This window comes from Dokdonella sp., from assembly GCF_041395345.1.
Taxonomy (GTDB): Bacteria; Pseudomonadota; Gammaproteobacteria; order Xanthomonadales; family Rhodanobacteraceae; genus Dokdonella.
In genome coordinates this window covers 38,964-62,700 of record NZ_JAWLAR010000001.1, presented here as the reverse complement: position 1 = coordinate 62,700, position 23,737 = coordinate 38,964, and the positions used below count along the sequence as shown (strand labels likewise).

Below are 23,737 nucleotides of genomic sequence, written 5' to 3'. Positions count from 1 at the left end.
TTGTCTTGCCGTCGCGGCTGTCAGAGCGCTTCGTGCAAATCCGTGAATTGAACTGGCACGATGTTGCAGATTGCAAATTTCCATGGCCCATGCCGATGTTCACACTTGTACGATGATCGATGGCATTATTCAGGCATGAACCTTTGCTTGAATTGGGGATATCCCATGGATGATCGACCAGACTTTTTTGTCCGAGGCGAGCGAGCTCGGCTATTTCCAGTACTCGTGGAGATTGTCCAAGGAGGGTAGGACGCTTCCTTACAATCGTCCTGGCTTCTTGCATGGAAACCGTTGAAGATTTTGCAAAAGGCACTTCGGCTGACCTAGGGTTGAAAGTGGGGTGCGCGAACGCGCTTGGAGGCATATACGGAGGTCGAGCTGGAAAAGGAGGTGATTCGAAAGTCAGACCAGACGGATTGGGAATGCGCTTGTGTTGCGGGCGGCGAATACACGATGGCAGCGCTGGTTGAAGCCAAAGCAGGCACCTCGAACTGGGTGTAGAACAACCGGAGTCCTATTTTGAGCTGACTTAATGGCATTGATGCGTTGTTGACTATTTAACCAGTTTGCGCCTATGCCGAGTCATCCGGTCCCGATGAGCCGGAGCTGCTGAGGAAGCGGCGACCTTGGCATTGGTCAGCTTTTTTGATGTATGTACTTACACAGGCAACATTGCATCTGAAAATGGCGAAATCGAGATCGAGAGCAGCGTGTCATCCTCAACGAAATGGTTCGCTTTCTTAGCCACCCCAGCGCCGGGTCAAAGGCTCGATCAGATGCCGACAGCTTGGACTACAGTGGCGACTACGGTTCAAGCCGGTGGGACGCTTTCCAGCAAACTTCCTCGACGACGTGCAAGCAGGTGATTGGCGCTTGGTATCAGGAAACCAGCGACTTGAGCCTCATTCTCAGTCGTCAGCTGGGCGAGGATGTATCAGTCAAAGTGCCGAGGGCGCACGTGGTGGATCCAATGCTGAGTGTGATCAAGGAGGACGCAGAGCGCCTGGCGCAGGAGCGTTGTCTGCGTAGTATGTTCGATTCCCACTGCAGCGGCCATCGAGGTCGCCGTAGACTTCAACAGGTAGGCGATCGGTTCATGCGTCAATGCGCGTAGCAGCGCCAGCAGCGGACCGTAAATCGACAAAGGCGCGATTCAGAATTGACCGTGCTGCCCGAAATCGCGCTGGCAAAAATCAACAAGGCGGCCCCACTGGACAAGGTTTGCCTGCTCGGCTGCGGCATCACGACGGGAATCGGCGCGGTTCTGAACACGGCAAAGGTCGAGGCGGGCGCCAGCGTTGCGGTGTTCGGATTGGGTGGTATCGGCATGTCGGTGATTCAGGGTGCCGTGATGGCCGGGGCCGGGCGCATCATCGCCATCGATACGAATCCGGCCAAGGCCGACATGGCCAAGGCGCTCGGAGCCACTGATTTCGTCAATCCCAAAGACTATCCGGATAGCGCGATCCAGCAGGTCATCGTCGACCTGACCGATGGCGGCGTCGACTACTCGTTCGAATGCATTGGCAACGTGAATGTCATGCGTTCGGCACTCGAGTGCTGCCACAAGGGCTGGGGCGAATCGATCATCATCGGTGTGGCAGGCGCCGGACAGGAGATTTCGACGCGACCCTTCCAGCTGGTCACCGGACGGGTCTGGCGCGGTTCGGCCTTTGGTGGCGTCAAGGGTCGCACGCAACTGCCGGGCTATGTCGACCAGTACATGGCCGGCAATCTGAAGATCGACGAATTCGTCACCGAAGTCATGCCCCTGGAAGACATCAACCGCGCCTTCGACCTGATGCACGACGGCAAGGTGATCCGCTCGGTGATCCGCTACTAGCTGATTGTCGCGGACGCCTGAAATGCCGGATAACTTTCGTCGCCTGTTGCCGGCCAAGCAAGGGCAGCCCTCGACGTTGCGCATACCGTTCAGTCTTTTCGCAGGAGCAGGCTTCAGCCGCGATGCTTTTCAGCAGATTGCGCGACAACGCAGAATCTCCTACAAATCTTGCTCGAAGCCCGGAACGTCGTTCGGCAGCAGGCCTTCGACCACTTCGTAGTGGCGTACGAGTGGCTCCATGTCGAGCAGGTACTGGTCGTCTTCGGGGTAGTAGACCGAGCGGTCGGGATTCTCGCCCGCGAACTCGCGTACGGCGTCCATCGAATCCCAGAGCGAAACCAGCATGATCTCGCAGTGTTCGCCCTGCACACGCCTGAGCACCTTGATACTGCGACATCCGCTGACGGTGGAGTAGGCGCGCAATCCCGTGTCACGAAGGTATTCGAGATAGGCGTCGGCCTTTTCGGCCGGGGTGATGCCTCGCCAGATGCGCGCGATCATGAGCGATCTCCGCCAAGCAGGGGCAGGAATCATCGCACATCGGCGGTCTGCGGGAAGCGCGGCCGACCCTGCTCGAGGCTTTTCTGCGACCGGATGAAATGTTCGGGCTAGACTGAGCCGCAGGAAACCTGGGAGGGCGCGAGATGCTGGCTGAAATCGGGAACATCGTGTTGGGTATCGTCTGTTTGCTGTTGGGGAGCGACTCACTGGCGAATGGGATGTCCGGCTTGCTGGTGCGACGTCAGCCCAGGGCTTATGCGGCTGCCCTGATCGCAGCCGCGAGTGCCGCCCTGTTTCCGCTGGCGGCCCTGGCCCTGGCGGCAATATGGATGTCCGAACACGAGCTGGCCCTGGGCGGCATCGTCGGTGGATCGATTGCCCAGCTTGGACTGCTGCTGGGACTTGCGGCGCTGCTCGCACCCTTGCTTGCGCGCCTGAAGGTGCTCAACTGGATCAACCCGATCCTGCTCGTTGCGGTTGTGCTGGTGTTTGCCCTTGGTTTCGATCAGGCCTATTCACTCGTCGATGGCCTTGTCCTGTTGTCTGCCGGCCTGATGGCCATCGTCCTGATCGTGCGCGCCGCTGCTGGCGAGCGAGCGACGGCAGCGGCCCTGTTTGAACAAGCACCGCGCGTGTTTGGTCTGCCCATGCTTCTGATGCGGCTTGTGCTCGGAATGGCCCTGCTTGGCCTCGGCGCATGGCGATTGATTGACGGCAGCGAAGGACTCGCCGCGATTCTGGCAGTCAATCCCCTGATCCTCGGGCTGCTGGTGGTCGGACCGGCAAGTGCACTGGCCGGCGCACCCACGGCATTGCTGGCGGCACGCCGGGGCCACGGCGAATTGGCCCTGGGTCAGACTCTTTTCGGCGCCAGCGCCGGTCTGCTGATCGTGCTGGGTGCGGTTGTGCTGTGGCAGCCGCTGGCGGTTTCAGCCTCACTGATGCGGCTCGAGTTGCCAGCCCTGTTTGCCCTGGCTCTGGCCGTGTATCCGATGATGCGCAGCGACGGCGAACTGAGCCGCCGCGAAGGCATGGTCCTGCTCGTCAGCTACGCGGTGATTGTCGCGCTTGAACTGTGGCTGACTTCCGCCTGAGCCGGGCATCGCTATACTGCGGCCCGGATTCGGGAGAAAGCCTGCATGGAATGGGTTAGCTGGATATTGATACTGGTTGCCATCGGGGGCCTCGGCTACCTGTTCGTTCGTCTGCGCGACGAAAAGGCAACGACCCAGCGTCTGCGCAACGAGCGCATGCATCTTGCCGACGAAATTGCACACCTGAAGTCGACTCAGGCACGCCTGCTCCAGGCCATGCCGATGACCGTGGTCGGCCAGATCGCAGCCGTGGTTGCGCGCGAAGTGGATCCGCCGCTCGGATTCGCGCGCAGCAACGTCGAGGGCATCAACGAGTTGCTCGACGACTATCGGCAACTGGTCAAGAACTACGATGCGGCGGTGCAGTACTGCCTGCAGCCCGTGGAAATGATCTTCGGCGCCGACAAGGCGGGACTCGACCAGTTGGTGAAGCACGTGGAAGAAGCGCGCAGGCAGCTTTTCAATGCGCGCCGTGAGCTGGACAAGAGCTCGATCCTGACCGATTCGAAGTCGATGCTCAGCGAGGCGGCGGTCGGACTGGGTCGGTCCTCGACGCTCGTGCATGGCCTCTGTCATCTGACCCGACCCGACACCGAGGGCGTGCAGGCGACCGACGTCAATCAGGTCATGGATGCGGCACTGGGTCTGCTTGCGCCGACCTGGGGCGATCGTATCGTCGTGGTCAGGGAATATGCCGATCTGCCCCAGATCAGTTGCCTGCCTGCGCAGATTTGCCGGGCCTTCCTGCACATACTCGAAAATTCGGCCATGGCCATCAGCGACCGCGGCAGAGTCTCCGTGCATACCCGCGCCGGCGGCGTCCGCAACGTGGAGATCCGCATCAGCGATACCGGGTCGGGGATTGCCGCCGAGGCATTGCCGGAAGTCTTCGAGCCCTTCTTCTCGACGCGCAAGGAGGCGCTCGGCCTCGGCTTGAGCATCGCCCAGGGCATCATCAAGGCGCATGGCGGCACCATCAATCTGCGCTCGTCCGCAGAAACCGGCACCAGCGTCATAGTCAGCCTGCCCATCACGGCGGCGGCCGCGGTCAGCAACCTGCCCTTGTCGGGCAGTCGCTGATCGGCGCGCATCCGAATCGGGGCGATCGCGTGGTTCGCTCGCTGGTGCTTGGCGGAAGCGGCCAGATTGGCCGCTTCCTGATCCCGAAGCTGCTGGATTGCGGCCATGAGGTGATCGCGCTGAGCCGCAGGCCCAGAGACTCCGGCCAAGAAAGCCTGCGCTGGGTTCGTGGCGATCTGTTCTCGGCGATGCCCGAATTCGGACCGCTGGACAGCATTTTCAGTCTCGGCCCGTTGAACGGATTCGCGAACTGGATTGAACACGCGCAAGTTGCCGGCAATCCCCGTCTCGTCGCATTGGGATCCATGAGCGTGCTGAGCAAGCGCGACTCGGCCGATGCCCGCGAACGGGATCTCGCCAGAACCCTTCAGCAAGCCGAACAGCAACTCGCCGACGCGGCAAATCGAAAAGATCTGGACTGGACGTTGCTGCGGCCGACCCTGATCTACGGAGCCGGTCTCGATCGCAGCCTGACCCCGCTGGCGCGGCTGGGCATGCGCTGGCGCGTGTTCCCGAAGTTCCCTGCCGCCACCGGCCTGCGCCAGCCGGTACACGCCGAGGACCTGGCCGATGCGTGCCTGGCCGCATCGCAAGAGCCATTGGCGCGCAAGCAAACCTATGACCTTGGCGGCGGCGAGCAGCTCAGTTTTGCCGAGATGATGTCGCGAGTGCGAGCATCCCTGCCGCGATCAACGCTTGGAATTTCACTGTCGTTCGCAACGTTGCGGGCAGCACTGCATCTGGCTCGCCTGCGCCCGCAGTGGCGCGGAATCACGACACAGGCCATCGAGCGCCTGAAACGCGACCTGGTCGCCGATGATCAGCTCGCGCGCTCGCATCTCGGCTGGTCGCCGCGGAGTTTTCGGCCGGTCGCGGCAACCTGGAGCGATTGGACGCTCGGTTGAGTACTGGCCAGTACACCATTCTCGACCGTATGGTGCGCCGCAACATATTGTTGCGCTTGGTGATTTTCCGTTAAGAAGACGTTGCCAACGACCGTTTGAACGGCCTAAGATGAAGCTGCAGAATCATCACAAGAAGGGGTTTCAAATGCAGGCCCGATTGATCGCGGCGGCACTCCTGCCGTCCCTGTTCCTCGCCGCATGCGGCGGTGGGAGCAATAGTCCCCGTGCAGTGGATACGCCGGTCGCAACCAACAACGATGGCTCGCCGGTCACGGGCGTGATCACGGCGCGATTCGATCCCAGCAACGGCATCATTCCGTTTCCGACCAACCTGCTGTTGTCCGGAACCACGGATCTGACCCTGAACATTCCGGTCGCTGATCCGACCGATTTCGGCGATCCGCGTGTGGCCATGAATACGCAGGATGGCTTCGGCGCCGTGGCCCCCTGGGTCACCGGCTTCTCGGTGCCGGTGAAAGCATCTTCGGTGATGGCAGGTACTTCGGTTCGAGTATTCCAGGTGACCCTGTTCGCCCCGGGCAGTGTTGTGACTGGTGTGACTCGTGAACTTACGCCCAATGTGGATTATGTCGCGACACTTGCAAGCCCGACCCAACTGGCCATCGTGCCGTTGAAGCCCTTGCAGCAGCTCACCTCGTACATGGCTGTGCTGACCGACAACATCACCGACAGCCGCGGCAATGACGCGACCCCGGACCAGACCTACTTCCTGTCACAGAGCACGACGCCGCTGTGCATCGATGGCGTGTCCCAGCAGCCGCTGCTGTCAAACCTGCAGGCCTGTGCGCTCGAGCCGCTGCGCCAGCTGACCAACTCGCAGGAAGCCGCTGCCGCATCTGCCGGCGTCAACCGCAGCCAGATCGTGCTGTCCTGGGTCGCGACCGTGCAGAGCATCACGCCGGTGATCGGTGCCGTTCAGCAACGCACCGCAGCTTCGCCGGCAACCGCCACGCAGATCGTGCCGACCGGATTGAATCTCTCGGCCATCAATGCCGCATTGCCGCCGATCGCCGATGTCTATGTCGGTTCGCTGGATCTGCCCTACTACCTGACCGCTCCCGGCGTGACGGAATGCACTCCGACCACGGCGTGCCCGCCATTGACCTCGTTCTGGCATGCGGCACCCGGCGCCTACATCCCGCCGTTCGCAGGCATGCTCGATCCGACCTCCACCTTCGTCACCTTCGCCAATCCGCTGCCCGTGGCCACGTCGACGCAGAAGGTGCCGCTGGTCCTGACCATCCCGAATGCCGCTTCGGGCAAGAGCAAGCCGCCAACCGGCTGGCCGATCGTGATCTTTCAGCATGGCATCACGCGTGATCGTACCGATGCGTTCGCCATCGCCGGCTCGCTGGCGTCGCAGGGTTTCGCGGTGATCGCCATTGATGCGCCGCTGCACGGCATCACCAACACCAGCAGCCCGCTCTATTCCAGCCTCGGATCGACCGAGCGCACCTTCAATATCGACCTGATCAACAACTCGACGGGCGCAGCAGGTCCGGATGGCGTGCCCGATCCTTCCGGCTCGTACTTCATCAATCTGCCAAGCCTGCTGACCTCGCGCGACAACCTCCGGGAAGCCGTGGTCGATCTGCTCCAGCTGACCCGGGCCATTCCGACGGCTCGCTATACGACCAGCGGCAGTGGTGTCGATTTCGATGCCAACAAGATCGGCTTTGTCGGCCAGTCACTGGGCGGAATCATCGGCACCGTATTCATGGGTGTAAACCCGAACGTGCAGACAGCCTTGCTGAACGTGCCCGGTGGCGGTATTGCCAACCTGCTGGAAGCTTCGCCGACCTTCGGTCCGCGCATTCGCGCCGGACTTGCCGCGCTCGGCCTGCAGCCCGGAACGCCCGACTACGCGGCATTCTTCGTCGCCACCCAGACCGTCATCGACTCCGGCGATCCGATCAACTGGGCGCTGCCCGGCAACAACAGCCTGAACGCTTCGAAGAACCTGCTGCTCCAGGAAGTGGTCGGTGGCGGCGATGTGCTGCCAGACCAGGTCATTCCGAACAGCGTGCCCGGAGCGCCGCTGTCCGGTACCGAACCCTTGATCCGGATCCTCGGCCTGAGCAGCATCACCCAGACCACCCAATCGGCCACCGGTATCCGTGGCGCCGTACGCTTCACGGTAGGCGATCATGGCTCACTGCTGAACCCTGCAACCTATCCGACGGCAACCGCCGAAATGCAGGGTGAAATGGTGAGTCTGCAGGTCAGCGGCGGCAATGCCGTCCAGATCAGCAATCCTTCCGTCATCCAGACGCAATAACCGACCTGGCACTGGAGTCAAAAATGAAAACCAGCAATACATCCCGGGCCGGTTCGCGACTTCGCAGTCCGGCATTGTCCACCCTCTCGATCGCCATGGCGCTGGCATTTGCCGGCGCCGCCAGCGAGGCACAGGCTTTCGCCTGGGGTGAGGAAGAGGGGTTCAACTTCGTCGTCAACACCACGCTGTCCTACGGCGTTGGCTGGCGTACCCAGGATGCCGATCCGGACCTGATCGGCAAGGCCCAGTTCGATCCGACCATCTTCCAGGCCGGTCTCGGCAGCGCCGCGCAGAATGCAGCCGAGGGCCGCTACTCGGTCAACGGCGACGACGGTGACCTGGCCTACGACCAGTGGGATCCGATTTCCAACGCGGTCAGCGCCCTGGTCGAAGTCAGCATCAACTATGGCTACAACTGGGGCGGTTTCATCCGCGGCACCACCTTCTATGATTTCGAGAATGCCGACCGCGGCAATCTGTCCCAGGCGGCACGCAATCGCGTTGGCACGCAGGGACGCATCCTCGACGCCTTCATCTTCCACAACTTCACGCTGGGCGAGCAGCAGGGTACCGTGCGCTTTGGTCGCCAGGTGCTGAGCTGGGGCGAGAGTACCTTCATCCAGGGCGGCATCAACTCGATCAACCCGGTCGATGTCTCCAAGCTGCGTCTGGCCGGTTCCGAGCTGAAGTCGGCGTTCCTGCCAGTCAACATGCTCTGGGCCTCGTACAACTTCACCGACAACTTCTCGGCCGAAGCGGTGTACCTGCTCGACTTCCAGAAGACCGACCCGGATCCGGTCGGCAGCTTCTTCTCCACCAATGACTTCGCCGTGATCGGCGGCCGCTACGTCATGCTCAACTTCGGTACGGTGCCGCAGCCGGTCATCAATACCGATCTGTTCGCCAGCGTCTGCGGTCAGGGCAACTACGACCAGAGCGACACCGGTTTGCCACCCAGTCTGGTTGCAGCGGGCTGTTCTGCCGCGTTCCCGCGTGGCGATACACGCTATGCATCCGACAGCGGCCAGGGCGGCATCGTGCTGCGCTATCTGGCAGAAAGCCTGAACAATACCGAGTTCGGCTTCTACGCCCTCAACTACCACAGCCGTCTGCCCCTGATCAGCGGCATTTCCGTGGTCAGTTCGGCGGTCAATTCGGGTTCCTACTTCACCGAATACCCTGAGGACATCCATCTGTTCGGTGTCAGCTTCAACACCTTGCTCGAGGGCAGCGGCGTCGCTCTCCAGGGTGAATTGAGCTATCGGCCGAACCAGCCTTATCAGATCGACGATGTCGAAGTGCTGTTTGCCGGCCTGTCTCCGCTGAACGCCATCATTCCGCAGCCCTACCTGCGCTTCAACAGCCAGTTGGGCTCATTCGGACCGGGCCAGGAAATCCAGGGCTGGGAGCGGCACAAGGTCGCCCAGTTGCAGTTCACCGCAACCAAGGTGTTCGGGCCGGGCAACTGGCTGGGTTCCGATCAGATCGCCCTGGTGGGTGAGGTGGGCTTCGTCAATGTCGACCTGCCCGACAATCTGCGCTTTCAGGGCGACGGCACCGACACCGGCGGCGGCGGAGACGTCAACTCGGGCGTCGGTCGCAATCCGATCACGCAGGTCGACGGCTTCCCGACCCGCTTCTCCTGGGGCTACCGGATTGCTGCGCGCGCCAACTATGACAATGTCTGGGGCACGCCGATCAGCCTGAATCCGCGCATCGCCTTCCAGCAGGATGTCAACGGAACCACGCCGGGACCGGGTGGCAGCTTCCTGGATGGACGCAAGGCCGTCACCATCGGCATGGAAGCAAACTACCTGAGCCAATGGGCGTTCGACATCGCCTACACCAACTATTTTGGCGCGGGCAACTTCAATCTGATCAACGATCGCGATTTCCTACAGATCGCGGCCCGCTATTCGTTCTGAGGGTACGACCAATGAGAATCATGAAAACTGCAGGACTCGCCATTGTCATCGCCACCGCGTTGATGGCCAATGCCGCGGTCGCGAAGGTCAGTGCCGAGGAAGCGAAAAAACTCGGCGTCACCGGAACACCGCTGACGCCCATGGGCGCCGAGCGCGCCGGCAATGCCGATGGCACGATTCCGGCCTGGACCGGTGGCATCACCCAACCGCCCGCGGGCTACAAGGTAGGCATGCACCATCTTGATCCCTATGCCGCCGACAAGCCGCTGTTCACGATCACGGCGCAGAACTACAAGGAGTACGGGGACAAGCTCTCGGTCGGGCAGCAGGCCATGTTTGCCAAGTACCCGGAATGGAAGATGATCGTCTATCCAACCCGGCGCTCGGCATCCAATCCGCAGCGCACCTACGAGATGACCATCAAGAATGCCACCACCGGTGAGCTGGTCGGCGGCGAAAAAGGCGACGGCGTCAGCAACGTCGCAGAAGGCATTCCATTCCCGATTCTGAGCAGCGATCCCCTGATAGCCGGGCCACAGGCGATCTGGAACCACAAGCTCAAGTACAAGGGCGTGTCTGCACGACGCTGGTCCACCCAGGCGCCGGTAACGGCAAGCGGCAAGTATGTCCTGGTCAAGATCAAGGAAGAGCTGCTGGGCCTCTACTATCGGCAGGGCGCCACGCTCGAGGAAATCAACAACGTCCTGATCTACTTCTTCCAGGAAGTGATTTCTCCGCCGCGTCTCGCCGGCCAGATCCTGCTCGTCCATGAAACCCTGAACTCCGAGATCGGACCGCGCCAGGCCTGGGTCTACAATCCCGGTCAGCGACGTGTGCGTCGTGCGCCGAACATCGCCTACGACAACCCCGGCACCGCCGCAGACAACCTGCGTACGACGGACATGACCGACATGTTCAACGGTTCGCTGGACCGCTTCCAGTACAAGCTGGTTGGCAAGCGCGAAATGTATGTCCCGTACAATTCGTACAAGGCACACAGTTCCGATACCAAGGTCGAAGATCTGCTCAAGCCGGGTTATGTCGATCCGGACTACCTGCGCTACGAGCTGCATCGCGTCTATGTCGTCGAGGCAACCTTGCGCCCCGGCCAGCGCCACATCAATCCGCGTCGCACGTTCTATCTCGACGAGGACAGCTGGCAGATCCTGACCACCGATCACTACGATGCACAGCTCGAGCTCTGGCGCTACTCCGAGGCACCGAGCGTCAACTACTACGATGTGCCGGTGTTCTGGTCGACCCTCGAGGATCATCACGATCTGAAATCCGGACGCTATATTTCGGTGGGTCTCGACAACCAGGACGAGATGTACGACTTCTCGTTCCAGACGACTCCGGCCATGTTCTCGCCGCAGTCCCTGCGCCAGCGCGGCATCCAGTAAGTTCTGCCTCCATGTGTCTGCCGCCGGCCTTCCCGCAAGGAAGTCGGCGGCCTGTTGGACAAACAGGGCAGCCTTATCAGGCCGCCCGCCAAGCACAGGTAACCCGCATGCAGCGCTTCAATCCAGGCCTCGCGGCCGCAGCCCTGGCGCTGACGGCGCTATCGATGTCCCTGGCAGCTCACGCAGAGGAATCGGCAAACCTCCCGGCCGACCCGCTCGATCGACCGGCCGAGATGCTGCCGCTGGCGAGCAAGGCGACGATGCTCGACATCACCCGAAGCGGTGACCGTTTCATCGCCGTGGGCGAGCGTGGCGAAGTGATGATTTCAGCGGATGGCAATGAGTGGACCCAGTCCGCCGGCGTTCCGCTGCGCAGCACCCTGACAGCCGTCTCCGCCGTGGGCAATCAGGTCTGGGCGGTCGGCCACGACGGTGTCATCCTGCACAGTGCCGACGGTGGCGAGAACTGGGAAATCCAGCGGCGCGATCCGCGCGGTCAACCGGGCGAAGGCATTGATCCCTACGACCTGCGTCAGGGCGCGCCCTTTCTCGACGTGCTCTTCACTGACGCCAACAATGGCATGGCCATCGGTGCCTATGCGATGTTTCTCACGACCAATGATGGCGGCAAGACCTGGAATGGCCTGCGCATCCCCTCCGGTCAGGCGGATGAAGAAACCGATCCGACAATGGCCGACGATCTCGAGATCGAAGACGACCTCGCAGCAGATGGGTTGCACGACGACAATGATCTCGGCAGCTCGGTGTTCAGCGATGCCGAGCTGACGATCGGCATGGAAGCCGATCCGCATCTGAACGGCATTGCGCGAACCGGAAGCGGGGGGCTGGTCATCGTTGGCGAGCGTGGCGCCGTTTTCCGTTCGACAGACGGTGGCCTGTCCTGGACACGCTCACAGCTGCCCTACGATGGTTCCATGTTCGGCGTTGTCGGCTTCGAGGATCAGCGCGTGGTTGCCTTCGGCCTGCGCGGTCATGTTTTCGAATCAACGGACCTCGGTGTCACCTGGAATGAAATCCCCACCGGGAGCGAGTTGAGCCTGATGGGGGGCAAGAGCCTCGACAACGGCGGTCTCGTCATCGTTGGTGCCAACGGGATCATCCTGCATCGCGCAAACCCAGGCGCTGCACTGCAGGCCGCAACGGACAACGCAGCCGGCGTCATCGCCGGTGTTCAGCCGATCGGCAACGACGGTGAGCTGCTGATCGCCAGCGAGAATGGCCTCAGTCGCTTCCAGCCCAAGTAACGGGGACACCATGAGCGCAGGCAGTTCCAGCAACAAGCAACCCAACGCATTCCACCGCGGCGCCGAGCGCCTCGTGTTCGGTAGCCGACCGATAGTCCTCATCCTGTTCGCGATTGTCACCATCGTATTGACCTACTTCGCCGCACAATTGCGCGTGGATGCGGGGTTCAAGAAGCAGATTCCGCTCCAGCACGAGTACATGCAGACCTTCATCGACTACGAGCAGGAGTTCGGCGGTGCCAACCGCGTGCTCATCGCGGTCATGGACAAGAACGGCGACATGTTCAACCTGCCGTTCTTCCAGACGATGGAGAACATCACCCAGGACGCCAAGGCCATCGACAGTGTCGATGAGGCGAGGGTGCGCTCGATCTTCACGCCGAATGTGCGCTTCGTCGAAGTCGTCGAGGACGGCTTTGCCGGTGGCAACGTCATCCCCCAGGATTTCACGCCGAACAGCGAAGGATTCGACGCCACACCGGAGCAGTTCGCCACGATCAAGGCGAACATGGAGAAGGCCAGCATTGTCGGCCGACTGGTCGCCAAGGATTTCTCGGGAGCGATGATCTGGGTCGACCTGGTTCCGGAAAATCCGGAGCAGGGCGTCAAGGTCGACTACAACAAGATCGCCATTCAGCTCGATGAGATCCGCGCCAAGTACGAAAACGAAAACACCACGGTAGCGATCATCGGCTTCGCCAAGATGGTCGGCGACATTACCGCCGGCGCCCAGTCGGTCATCTGGTTCTTTGGCCTGACCATAGCCTTCACCTGGCTATTGCTCTTCATCTATTCCTCTTCGGTCAAGCTTGCTTCGCTGACCGTCTTCTGCGCGTTGATTTCGGTGATCTGGATGCTCGGCGCACTGCGCCTGCTTGGCTTCGGCATCGACCCGATGAACATGCTGACACCGTTCCTGATATTCGCCATAGCGGTGAGCCACGGCGAGCAGATGATCAACCGGTACCGCGGCGAGATATTCTTCGGCGGACTTGAGGAAGGCACGCCCGAAGAACTCAGCCATCGCACGGGCGTCGATTCCGAGACCGCCGCACGAAGCGCGTTCCGCGCCCTGCTCATCCCCGGCTCGGTGGCTCTGGCCGCGGGTTGCATCGGTTTCGCGGCAATTCTGGTGATTCCGATCCGGATCATTTTCGAGCTGGCCATCACCGCCACCATCGGTGTTGCACTGACCGTGCTCACCGATCTGGTGCTGCTGCCCGTCCTGCTTTCGTACACACGCCTGCGCAACCTGCCACGCAAGCGCGCCTACCGCCTGCGACAACTGACCCAGTTCGACAAGATCTGGACCGTGCTGGCCAAATTCAGCCGTCCCGTGCCGGCGGCGATCATTCTTGTCATCGGCATCGCGGTCTGGTTCGTGGCCGAGCGCTATGGCGAGAAGGTCATGATTGGCGATGCGCAGAAGGGAGTCGCTGAACTGCGCCCGGATGCACGCTACAACCAGGATGCCGTCCTGATCAGCGACAAGTTCGCACTGGGCGTCGACATCATCAGCGTCATTGCCGAAGGCCCGCCGTCAGGTTGCACGAACAGCTATCCCTACATGGAGCTGGTCGACCGTTTCGCCTGGCATTTGCGCAATGTCGAGGGCGTGGCCCAGGTCATGACCCTGCCGATGGCCGCCAAGGTCGTCAACGCAGGCTGGAACGAAGGCAATATCCGCTGGCGCGTCCTGCCGCGAGATTCCGACACCCTGCGCCTCGCGACCCAGGGCTTTGAAACAGACACCGGCCTGCTCAATGCCGACTGCAGCGCGATGCCGATCATGGCCTTTCTTACCGACCATCGAGCCACGACGATCGATCGGGTCGTCGCCGCGGTGAAGAAGTTCCGCGAGGAGAACAATGCCTGGCATGGTCCGGATGTGAATCTGCGCATGCAGCTTGCCGAACAGACGGCCAGTGGCGACGTACCCGAAGAAGGATTGCACCAGGTCAACCTGCGTCTGGCCACCGGCAATGTGGGTGTCATGGCGGCGATCAACGACGAGGTGCGTGCGGTCAAGCGCCTGATCCTCTACATGTTGTACGCCGCCGTGTTCCTGATGTGCCTGATCAGCTTCCGCAGTCCGCGCGCGGCGCTATGCATAGTCCTGCCTCTGGTTCTCGTCACCGAGCTGGGCCACGCATTGATGGTCTATCTGGATATCGGCATGAAGATCAATACGCTGACCGTCGTCGCGCTCGGTGTCGGTATCGGCGTCGACTATGGCATCTACATCTTCGCGCGCATGAACGAGTCCCTGCAGGCGGGCAAGCCGTTGACCGAGGCCTACTTCGCTTCGCTGAAGACGACCGGAATCGCGATCTTCTATACCGCACTGACCCTGGCTGTCGGTGTCGGTACGTGGGTGTTCTCGGACCTGAAATTCCAGGCCGACATGGGCGTCATGCTGACCTTCATGTTCGTGGTCAACATGATTGCCGCCATCGTGTTCCTGCCAGCGCTGTGCCGCTGGCTGCTGCGGCCAACCGAGAAGATCGCCTGATCGTCGCTGTTGCAAGCGGACGGATCGACGGCCCTCGATCCGTCCGCGAGATCAGGTCAGACTCACGTCGAACAGACTGCCGACCCAGGCGGTAGCGGCCATGGCCAGGGTGCTCCAGAGCACGACCCGGAGTGCCCCGCGCAGTACCGGTGCGCCACCGGCGCGCGCCGCGGTGGCACCGAGTACGCCGAGAAACAGCAGCGATGAAGCCATCACGACCATCAAGCGGTGCGCTGCCGGCGCGAGCAGGATGGTCGCCAAGGGCATCGCAGCCCCGGTCGCGAAAGCAGCAGCGGAGGACACCGCCGCCTGCAGGGGGCGCGCACGCAGCTCGGGCGTGATGCCGAGCTCGTCGCGTGCATGCGCGGACAGTGCATCGTGTGCGGTCAACTGCTCGGCGACCTGTCTCGCAAGGTTGGCATCCAGTCCGCGCCTGACATAGATGCCGGCGAGCTCCTTGAGCTCCTGTTGCGGAAACTGTTCGAGCTCGCGCTGTTCGACGCGAAGATCCGCACGCTCGGTATCGGCCTGGGAGCTGACCGACACATATTCTCCGGCTGCCATCGAAAGGGCGCCGCCCACAAGCCCGGCCACGCCGGTGATCAGAATCTGCGTCTGGCTCGCATTCGCTGCCGCGACGCCGACGACCAGGCTGGCGGTCGAGACGATGCCGTCGTTGGCGCCGAGTACCGCGGCACGCAACCAGCCAACGCGGTCCGTTCGATGTGACTCGGTTGGGTGTGTGTGCATCTGTCTTGCTCCGGACCGGAACGCGAGGTCGAATGACGCGCTAGTGGAGCGCGCAACAATTCATGCGGACTGCGCAGGTTGCGGCATCAATACGAAATGTTCAGACGTCGCATCAGCTTGCCGGCCAGCCAGGCCGGCCCGATCAACAGGTAGGCCAGGTCGGTGAAAAACGATGGACGCGCGCCTTCGATGACATGCCCGATAAACTGGCCAATCCAGGCCAGCACGAAGACGCTGCCCGCAATCCAGAGCATGCTGGCTGGTCCTGCGGTGCGATAGAGGGCCTCGCAAGACAGGCCGAATACGACGAAGACCAGCAGCATCGCCGCTCCGACCGTACGCGACATGCGCCAGTAGAACGCGAATGCGCCGACGATGGCGATGCCACACCAGAACCCCGGACGCCCGATCGCAGCGGGCACCGGAATCACCCATAGCGCAGCCATGACCGCCCAGAGGATTGCCGGTACGCAGATCCAGTGAATCGCACGGTTGACCGGATTGCGATGATCCTTGCTGTAGTTTCCAAACCATTCGTGGACGGTGCGCATGACTGACCCCGCGTTTCGCTGATGTTGGCCTGACCAGAATCGAGTGTAGCGGAACGGGCCCGCCGAACTACTTCTCCGGCTTCGCTGAGACTCTGAGCGGATGCAGGGGCGAGCTGTACCACTCGGCGACCTTGCCTTCCCGGAACAGGATCCAGGAAGGCCCGTAGAGCCAGCGCTCGCCATCGCGCATGACCGGTGCGCCCTGGATGCGCAGGACCGACTCCTTGCGCATGCCGACCATGATTCCCGCCTGTTCGGAAACGGGAATGCCTGGCCGCGAGCCCAGTGCAGACACGCGGGCGACCGGTGCGGCATGGATCACCGCAGGCGTTTGCTCGATATCTTCCGGCCACAACCACCAGCCGAGGACAGCGGCCAGCAGGACCGCGATGACGGCCCAGCGCAACCCATGCTTGCCCGCATCGGCGGGTCTCACGGGTCGGTCTTCGGGCACATCCCGATCGGCCATTGCATGCACGTCGGTCACGGCGCTGGCACCGGGCAGCCTCCCATGCTGGCGATGAAACTGCACACCGGCTTCGTAGAGTGCGGTCAACCTCTGCAAGTGTTCGGTGGCCAACTGCTGCGAAATGGCGTCCCTTGCGTCGAGGCGATCCGGATGGACCAGGGACACGCGGCGGCGATAGGCGCGCTTGAGGTCATCAATATCCGCTCCAGGCTTGAGCTGGAACTCCCGATACAAGCGCAAGAAGTCGATTGCTCCTGCCATGGTCGGCCCAGATCACTCCAGCGTAATGCCAGCCAGCCGATGCAGCGCTTCGGCATACTTGCGCGCCGTGCCCTCGATGATTTCCGCTGGGATGGACGGGCCGGGCGCCTGCTTGTTCCAGTCCAGGGTTTCGAGATAATCGCGAACAAACTGCTTGTCGAAACTCGGCGGGCTGATGCCCACGCGATACTCGTCCGCTGGCCAGAAGCGCGAAGAATCCGGGGTCAACATTTCATCCATCACGTAAAGCTTGCCTTCGCTATCGGTGCCGAACTCGAACTTCGTGTCAGCAATCAGGATGCCGCAGCTGGCCGCATGATTCGCTGCGGCATGGTAGATGGCCAGGCTTGCCTCACGCACCTGTTCGGCCAGCCTGCGACCCACCTGGTCGACGACCGTATCGAAACTCACGTTCTCGTCGTGTCCACCGACAGCGGCCTTGGTCGACGGCGTGAAAATCGGCTCGGCGAGCTGTTCGGCCTGGGACAGACCGGCGGGCAGGGGGATTCCGCACAATGCACCGGTGGCCTGATAGTCCTTCCAGCCGGAGCCGATAAGGTAGCCACGCACGATGGCCTCGAACGGTACCGGCTTCAGCCGCTTGCTGACCACGCTGCGCCGCGAATATAGATCGACATCGACGCCATCGGGCAGCACATCCTGGACGGGTCGGTCGGTCAGGTGGTTCGGCATCACGCTGGCGGTCCGTGCGAACCAGAAGTTGGACATCTGCGTGAGCATTTCACCCTTGCCCGGAATCGGATCAGGCAGAACCACGTCAAAGGCACTGAGCCGATCCGTCGCAACGATCAGCAACTGATCCTCAGGCAAGGCATAGACATCGCGGACCTTGCCACGATGAATCAGCTCAAGACCGGGCAGACTGGACTGGGAAAGCGTGGTGGGCACGAGGAAGCATCCGAAACGGGTCGCTGCCCAGTTTAACCCGGAGCCCTTGCCCGAGGGCGGACGATCGCGGGCTGTCGGCTGCGGCATCGACGCCGGGGCGTCCTTCCTGAATCAAATGCCAGTCAAGGTCCGGGGCCGAGCACTGGCCGTGTAAAATCGCCGGACTGTCCGTCCCGGAACCTGCTGCATGCGCCAGCGCACATCGACTGCTTCCAAGCGCCACCCGCCGTTCAACCGCCTGCACGACAACCACAACGGCCGCCCGACGCGGCTTGCAGCGGCGCTGCAGGATTTCGCACTGGATCCCGCCGCGGTGACCATGGAGCGGCGCACCACGTGAGCATTTTCGGAAAGGTCGTAGGCGCCATCCTCGGCCTGATCATTTTTCGCAACTTCGTGGGTGTCCTGATCGGCGCATTTGCCGGGCACCTGTTCGATCTCAGCGTCATGCAGGCGCGTGCGCCCGCCCGCGCCTCGTCGTTCATCGAACCGTTGTTCGCTTTCGCCGGCGCACTGGCCAAGTCGGATGGCCGCGTATCGGAACGCGAGATCAAGGCCGCCGAAGCGCTGATGGACCGGCTGCGCCTGGACACCGACATGCGCCGCATGGCCATTGAACGATTCAACCAGGGCAAGGCGCCGGAGTTCGATGTCCATCTCACCGTGAACGACCTCAAGGCATGGACCCGGGGCAGGCGCGATCTGGCCTTTCTGCTGCTCGACATGTTGCTGGACCTGGTTTACGCCGAGGGAACCCTGGCCGCGAACAAGCTCGGCATGGTGCGCAAGCTGTGCTGGGCACTCGGCGTGAGCGACATGGAGCTCGGCGCGATTTCCGCCATGAAGGGCTATGGTCCGCGCTACCAGGGCGCACCGGGCGGATCCTCCGGACAACGCACTTCGCGCAACAGCACGCCGGCCGCGGACCCGTATGCAATCCTCGGTATCACCCAGTCTGCAGAGCCGCGCGACATCAAGCGCGCCTATCGCAAATTGATGAGCCAGCATCACCCGGACAAACTCGGCAATGTGCCCGAGGAGCTGAAGCATCGCGCCGAAGCGCGTGCGCGCGAAATCAATACCGCATACGAGCGCATCAAGAACGAGCGTGGCTTCAACTGAACGGCGCTCGGTTGGACGAAACGAGCCGATCGTGCGAGATTCCATGCTCGACTGAATCGAGAAAGGCCCGCTCATGCTTGCATTCCAACCCTTTCGCTTGATCTGCCTTGTCGCCCTCTTTGCGCTGGGTTCCGTTTCGGGATGCAGCGATGGCGCGTCCGACACTGCAGGCAAGTCTTCGTCGCCCGAGCAGGTTGGCGAAGCGAAGTCGGAGCCCAGACGATCAAGGTCCGGTGAAGATCGCGGCAACGCGCAATTCAGCGTGGCCGGTACCACCTGGAATGGCGAGCGAGCATCGGCTCGACTCAAGGGCGACAGCCTGAGCATTTCTGCCAGCCATACCACGCGCGATGGCGACAGGATGAAGCGCGATTCGCTCAGCCTGAACATCAAGGGTTTCAAGGGACCCGGCGCCTACACGGCCGACATGATGTCGATGTTTGTGCGCGTCAGCATCACGATGCCGAAGGAAGGCGGCGACGCGCAAGCCGATGCCACCAAGCTTCTGACCGATGCAATCGGCGACAGCAGCAACATCCGTCTGGCCAATGCCAAGGTCGAGATCACTTCGGTCAGCGATGGTTATATCGACGGCCGATTCTCGCTGGACATGCCGGGCATGCCGGACAAGTCCGTGACGGACGGCGAATTCCACGCGCGCGTGCGCGAGTGAGCGCAAACCGGCGGAGATTGAGCGTCGGTTTCTCCAATGACATGATCCACTGACTCTCGACTCCCGACTTGCCGCCCATGCCCCGACAATCCTGCGTCATCGCTCCCTCCATCCTTTCCGCCGATTTCGCCCGGCTGGGCGAAGAGGTGGACGCCGTCCTCGCCGCCGGCGCCGACTGGGTCCATTTCGACGTGATGGACAACCATTACGTGCCGAACCTGACCATCGGGCCGCTGGTGTGCGAGGCGCTGCGCAAGCATGGCATCAAGGCGCCGATCGACGTGCACCTGATGGTCAAGCCCGTCGATCGCATCATTCCCGATTTCGCCAAGGCCGGGGCCAGCCTGATCAGCTTCCATCCCGAGGCTTCAGAGCACGTCGACCGCACGATCCAGTTGATCCACGCCAGCGGCTGCAAGGCCGGACTTGTCTTCAATCCGGCGACACCGCTGAATCATCTGGATCATGTGCTCGACCAGCTCGATCTGGTCCTGATCATGTCGGTCAACCCCGGATTCGGCGGCCAGTCCTTCCTGCCCTCGGCGCTCGACAAGCTGCGCAAGGTGCGCGAACTGATCGATCGGAGCGGACGCGATATCCGCCTCGAGATCGACGGTGGCGTGAAGATCGACAACATCGCCGAGATTGCACGCGCCGGTGCCGACACCTTCGTCGCGGGCTCTGCGATATTCGGCAAATCAGACTATCCCGGCGTGGTTTCGGCGATGAAATCGGCAGTCGCCTCGGCCTGACCTTGCGCACGCGAGGCGGCAACATGCCTTTCGACCCTCGGGTTTGAACGGTTCAGGCGGTAGAATCGAGCGCTTTCGTGTTCCGTGGAGTGCCTGATGCGCCTATACACCCCTCTTGTCGTGCTGATCATGGCCGGCAGTTCGCTGGTCCAGGCCATGCCTGCCGGGAATTCGCGCCTGCTGCGCTTCCCTGACATCTGCGGCGATGCCATCACGTTTGTCCAGGCCGGGGATATCTACGTGGTTGCGGCGTCGGGTGGCACGGCATTGCGTTTGACCTCGCACGGCGGGCAGGAGTTGTACCCCAAGTTTTCTCCGGATTGCCGCTCGATTGGCTTCTCCGCCGAATACGATGGTACGCGCCAGGTCTATGTGATTCCGGCCGCGGGCGGTGAGCCGCGCCAGTTGACCTGGTACAACGATGTCGGCCCGCAACCGGTCCGCGGGGGTACCGACTATCGCGTGCTCGACTGGACGCCGGACGGCCGCAACATTCTCGTGCGCGCCAACCGCGTCGCGACCGATGATCGCGCTGGACGCCCGTATCTTGTTCCGGTCGATGGCGGCATGGAAACAGCGCTCGCGGTGCCGGAAACCGGTGGTGGCATGCTTTCTCCGGACGGCAAGGTTTTCGTCTACACCCCGATCGATCGCGAATTCCGCAGCTGGAAGCGCTATCGCGGTGGCCGCGCCCAGGACGTCTGGACCTATGACCTTTCCGGCAATACCACGAAACGCCTGACCGACGATCCGGGAACCGACAACCAGCCAACCTGGGTCGGCGACACCATCTATTTCACGTCCGATCGCAACCACACGATGAACCTGTTTGCGATCTCGCCTGAAGGCGGCGAGCCGCGCCAGGTGACCGAATTCACCGACTTCGATGTGCTCTGGCCCAGCGCCGGCAAGACCGCCATCGTGTTCGAGAAGGGCGGCGCGATCTGGCGTTTCGATCCAGCCACCTCGAAGGCCAGCGAAGTGCCGATACGGGTCACCGGTGATTTTCCGCAGACGCTGCCGACCTGGAAAAACGTGGCCGCCCACGTCGAATCCTTCGATCTCGATGCCGAGGGCGAGACCATCGCCTTCGCAGCGCGCGGCGAAGTGTTCCGCTACAGCGGCAAGGAGCCGGAAATCCGCAATCTTTCGCACACCCCGGATGCGCGCGAGCTGGGCCTGACCATGGCGCCGGACGGCAACTCGATCGCATTCCTGTCCGATGCGAGTGGCGAATACGAACTCTATCTGCAGTCGCTCGCGGGTGGTACGCCGAAACGCCTGACCCGTGATGGCGATGTCTGGCGATTCCCGCCCGTGTATTCGCCGGACGGTCGGCATCTTGCCTATGCCGACAAGAAACAGCGGCTGCGTATCGTCGATGTCGACAATGGCAGTACCCGTGACGTCGACAGCAGTCGCATGGAGGACATCACCGAGTACGCGTGGTCTCCCGATGGCCAGTGGCTGGCCTACACCTTGCGCAACAGTGCGGGTCTGGCAAGGATCTGGTTGTACTCGCTTGCCGATGGCTCCAGGACACCCGTGACCGCCGAAACCTCAAGCGCATTCAGCCCTGCATTCGATCCCGAGGGCCGCTGGCTCTACTTCCTGTCCGATCGCGACTACCAGTTGCAGTTCAGTGCCTACGAGATGAACTATCTCTACGCCGATGCCACGCGTGTCTACGCGGTCAGCCTCGCTGCCGATGGCCCGTTCTTCTACCGGGACGACGAAACCGACAATGCGGATGAAGGCAAGTCCGACAAGGACGCTTCGACGCCGCGCCTGAAGGTCGATACCAGGGGCATGATCGGGCGCGAGCAGGTGCTCAAGGCCAGCAACGGAAACTACCGCAAGCTGCAGGCAAGTGCCGATGCCGTCTTCTTTGCCTCCTCTCCTGGCGGGCGGGATGATGACAAGTTCGAACTTCGCATGCTCGGTATTGATGCCGACAAGGACGTAGTGATCGCAAAGGATCTCTCCGACTACGCGCTGGCGGCCAATGGAAAGCAGGTGCTGGTCCAGTTCGACGGCAAGTTCGCCTTGCTCGAGACGAAGGCCGATCAGGATCCCGCCAAGAACACGCTCGACCTGTCGGCCATGAAGCTGCTGATCGATCCGCCGCGCGAGTGGAACCAGGAATTCACCGATGGCTGGCGGATCCTGCGTGACTGGTTCTACGATCCGGGCATGCACGGCGGTATCGAGCGCTGGAACGAAGTCCGCGCCCGCTACCAGCCGCTGGTTGCCTACGTCGCAACGCGCCAGGACCTGGACTACCTGTTCCAGGAGCTTGTCGGCGAACTGCAGTCCGGGCACATCTATGTCCAGCAGGGCGACCAGTCCAAGGTCGAGCGTACGCCGGGTGGCTTGCTCGGCGCCGAGATCGTTGCCGACCCGTCAGGTGCGTTCCGCATCCAGTCCATTCTTGCCGGCGATCAGTGGAACGAAGGCAACCGCTCTCCGTTGGCCGAACCCGGCGTCGATGTGAAGGAGGGTGAATACATCATCGCCGTGGATGGCGTCGACGCACGTTCGGTCAGCAACTTCTACCAGCTGCTGCAAGGCAAGGGAGGGCAGAAGGTCAGTCTGCAGGTCAACTCGAAGCCTGAAGCCAGGGGTAGCCGCGAGGTGCGTGTGAAGACGCTGACCTCGGAACAGGATTTGCGCTACGCGGAGTGGGTCGCCTCGCGCAGGGCCATGGTCGATCGCCTTTCGAACGGTCGCATCGGCTATATCCACCTGCCGAACACGGCAGTCGCCGGCAATCGCGAGCTGTTCAAGGGAATGCTGGCCTATTCCGACAAGGAGGCCTTGATCATCGACGACCGCTACAACGGTGGTGGATTCATTCCCGATCGCATGATCGAGCTGCTCGCGCGCAAGCCGCTCAACTACTGGAAATCCCGTGGCCTCGATCCGCAGGCCACGCCGATGCTCTCGCACAGCGGGCCGAAGGCGATGCTGATCAACGGGCTGTCGAGCTCCGGTGGTGATGCGCTGCCGTACTATTTCCGTGAACTCGGCCTCGGCAAGCTGATCGGAACGCGCACCTGGGGTGGCCTGATCGGCATATCCGGCAATCCGTCGCTGGCCGATGGCGGCGTCCTGCTCGCGGCGACCTTCCGATTCATGGACACGGATGGAAAGTGGGCCGTGGAGAACGAGGGCGTCAGTCCGGATATCGAAGTCATCGATCGTCCGGAGCAGTTGGCCAGCGGCAAGGATCCCAGTATCGAAGTTGCCGTGGGCGTACTGCTCGAAGAGCTCGGTGAAACGCCGCGCAGCAAGCCGGTCGCTCCACCGGCTCCGACCCGCTTCGGTGCGCCTTCCGGGCGTTGAGCGCGAGCAGGCCGCGGGGTTCTGAACGACAGACGGGCTGCGCTATCCTGCGCGGCCCGGTTCGCGATTGAGGAGTGG

Annotated in this window: 18 protein-coding genes and 1 pseudogene; 14 read left to right on the top strand and 5 right to left on the bottom strand. The window is 62.1% G+C overall.

Annotated elements, in window-relative coordinates; translation table 11 throughout:
- Positions 1-1,153: 1,153 nt before the first annotated feature.
- A pseudogene (locus R3F00_RS00260) lies at positions 1,154-1,843 on the top strand (zinc-binding dehydrogenase); the annotation flags it as partial.
- Positions 1,844-2,002: 159 nt separating this feature from the next.
- On the opposite strand, the gene R3F00_RS00255 reads toward R3F00_RS00260, so the two are convergent.
- On the bottom strand, positions 2,003-2,344 hold the full coding sequence (locus tag R3F00_RS00255; RefSeq protein ID WP_371279681.1) for an antibiotic biosynthesis monooxygenase: 342 nt from the start codon (positions 2,342-2,344) through the stop codon (positions 2,003-2,005).
- A gap of 143 nt (positions 2,345-2,487) precedes the next feature.
- On the opposite strand from R3F00_RS00255, the gene R3F00_RS00250 reads away from it, so the two are divergent.
- The 8 genes from R3F00_RS00250 (at position 2,488) to R3F00_RS00215 (ending at position 14,827) form a co-directional block, all read left to right on the top strand.
- The gene (locus R3F00_RS00250) at positions 2,488-3,438 is read left to right on the top strand and encodes a sodium:calcium antiporter (RefSeq protein ID WP_371279680.1); all 951 of its coding nucleotides are present in this window, start codon (positions 2,488-2,490) and stop codon (positions 3,436-3,438) included.
- 45 nt (positions 3,439-3,483) lie between these two features.
- Positions 3,484-4,518 (top strand): sensor histidine kinase, encoded by a 1,035-nt coding sequence (locus tag R3F00_RS00245; protein WP_371279679.1) that lies wholly within the window; start codon positions 3,484-3,486, stop codon positions 4,516-4,518.
- 29 nt (positions 4,519-4,547) lie between these two features.
- Positions 4,548-5,423, top strand: coding sequence for an NAD-dependent epimerase/dehydratase family protein (locus R3F00_RS00240; RefSeq protein ID WP_371279678.1), 876 nt, complete (start codon positions 4,548-4,550; stop codon positions 5,421-5,423).
- Between the two features lie 145 nt (positions 5,424-5,568).
- On the top strand, positions 5,569-7,722 hold the full coding sequence (locus tag R3F00_RS00235) for a hypothetical protein (protein WP_371279677.1): 2,154 nt from the start codon (positions 5,569-5,571) through the stop codon (positions 7,720-7,722).
- 23 nt (positions 7,723-7,745) lie between these two features.
- Positions 7,746-9,647 (top strand): DUF1302 domain-containing protein, encoded by a 1,902-nt coding sequence (locus R3F00_RS00230; RefSeq protein WP_371279676.1) that lies wholly within the window; start codon positions 7,746-7,748, stop codon positions 9,645-9,647.
- A gap of 20 nt (positions 9,648-9,667) precedes the next feature.
- Positions 9,668-11,050 (top strand): DUF1329 domain-containing protein, encoded by a 1,383-nt coding sequence (locus R3F00_RS00225; RefSeq protein ID WP_371279675.1) that lies wholly within the window; start codon positions 9,668-9,670, stop codon positions 11,048-11,050.
- Between the two features lie 107 nt (positions 11,051-11,157).
- On the top strand, positions 11,158-12,315 hold the full coding sequence (locus tag R3F00_RS00220; protein ID WP_371279673.1) for a WD40/YVTN/BNR-like repeat-containing protein: 1,158 nt from the start codon (positions 11,158-11,160) through the stop codon (positions 12,313-12,315).
- A gap of 10 nt (positions 12,316-12,325) precedes the next feature.
- A complete protein-coding gene (locus R3F00_RS00215) occupies positions 12,326-14,827 on the top strand; it encodes an RND family transporter (protein WP_371279672.1) in 2,502 nt (833 codons plus the stop codon).
- A 51-nt stretch (positions 14,828-14,878) separates the two neighbouring features.
- Here the strand turns inward: R3F00_RS00215 and R3F00_RS00210 are convergent, their stop codons facing one another.
- The 4 genes from R3F00_RS00210 to R3F00_RS00195 form a co-directional block, all read right to left on the bottom strand.
- Positions 14,879-15,577, bottom strand: coding sequence for a VIT family protein (locus R3F00_RS00210; protein WP_371279671.1), 699 nt, complete (start codon positions 15,575-15,577; stop codon positions 14,879-14,881).
- Between the two features lie 86 nt (positions 15,578-15,663).
- Positions 15,664-16,128: a DUF962 domain-containing protein gene (locus tag R3F00_RS00205; protein WP_371279670.1), complete on the bottom strand. Its 465-nt coding sequence runs from the start codon at positions 16,126-16,128 to the stop codon at positions 15,664-15,666.
- Positions 16,129-16,195: 67 nt separating this feature from the next.
- On the bottom strand, positions 16,196-16,858 hold the full coding sequence (locus R3F00_RS00200) for a DnaJ family molecular chaperone (protein WP_371279669.1): 663 nt from the start codon (positions 16,856-16,858) through the stop codon (positions 16,196-16,198).
- A gap of 12 nt (positions 16,859-16,870) precedes the next feature.
- On the bottom strand, positions 16,871-17,767 hold the full coding sequence (locus R3F00_RS00195) for a phosphoribosylaminoimidazolesuccinocarboxamide synthase (RefSeq protein WP_371279668.1): 897 nt from the start codon (positions 17,765-17,767) through the stop codon (positions 16,871-16,873).
- Between the two features lie 187 nt (positions 17,768-17,954).
- On the opposite strand from R3F00_RS00195, the gene R3F00_RS00190 reads away from it, so the two are divergent.
- From R3F00_RS00190 to R3F00_RS00170, 5 genes are all read left to right on the top strand, one after another.
- Entirely contained in the window at positions 17,955-18,107 is a 153-nt protein-coding gene (locus R3F00_RS00190; protein WP_371279667.1) for a hypothetical protein, read from the top strand.
- Positions 18,104-18,889 carry a co-chaperone DjlA gene (gene djlA, locus R3F00_RS00185; RefSeq protein ID WP_371279666.1) on the top strand — a complete coding sequence of 262 codons (786 nt, stop codon included), beginning with the start codon at positions 18,104-18,106 and terminating at the stop codon, positions 18,887-18,889. Before R3F00_RS00190 ends, djlA begins: the two co-directional genes overlap by 4 nt.
- Before the next feature lie 73 nt (positions 18,890-18,962).
- Positions 18,963-19,562, top strand: a complete 600-nt coding sequence (locus tag R3F00_RS00180) for a hypothetical protein (RefSeq protein ID WP_371279665.1) — start codon at positions 18,963-18,965, stop codon at positions 19,560-19,562.
- Between the two features lie 77 nt (positions 19,563-19,639).
- Positions 19,640-20,314 carry a ribulose-phosphate 3-epimerase gene (gene rpe, locus R3F00_RS00175; protein WP_371279664.1) on the top strand — a complete coding sequence of 225 codons (675 nt, stop codon included), beginning with the start codon at positions 19,640-19,642 and terminating at the stop codon, positions 20,312-20,314.
- A gap of 96 nt (positions 20,315-20,410) precedes the next feature.
- Entirely contained in the window at positions 20,411-23,659 is a 3,249-nt protein-coding gene (locus R3F00_RS00170; RefSeq protein WP_371279663.1) for a PDZ domain-containing protein, read from the top strand.
- Positions 23,660-23,737 lie beyond the last annotated feature (78 nt).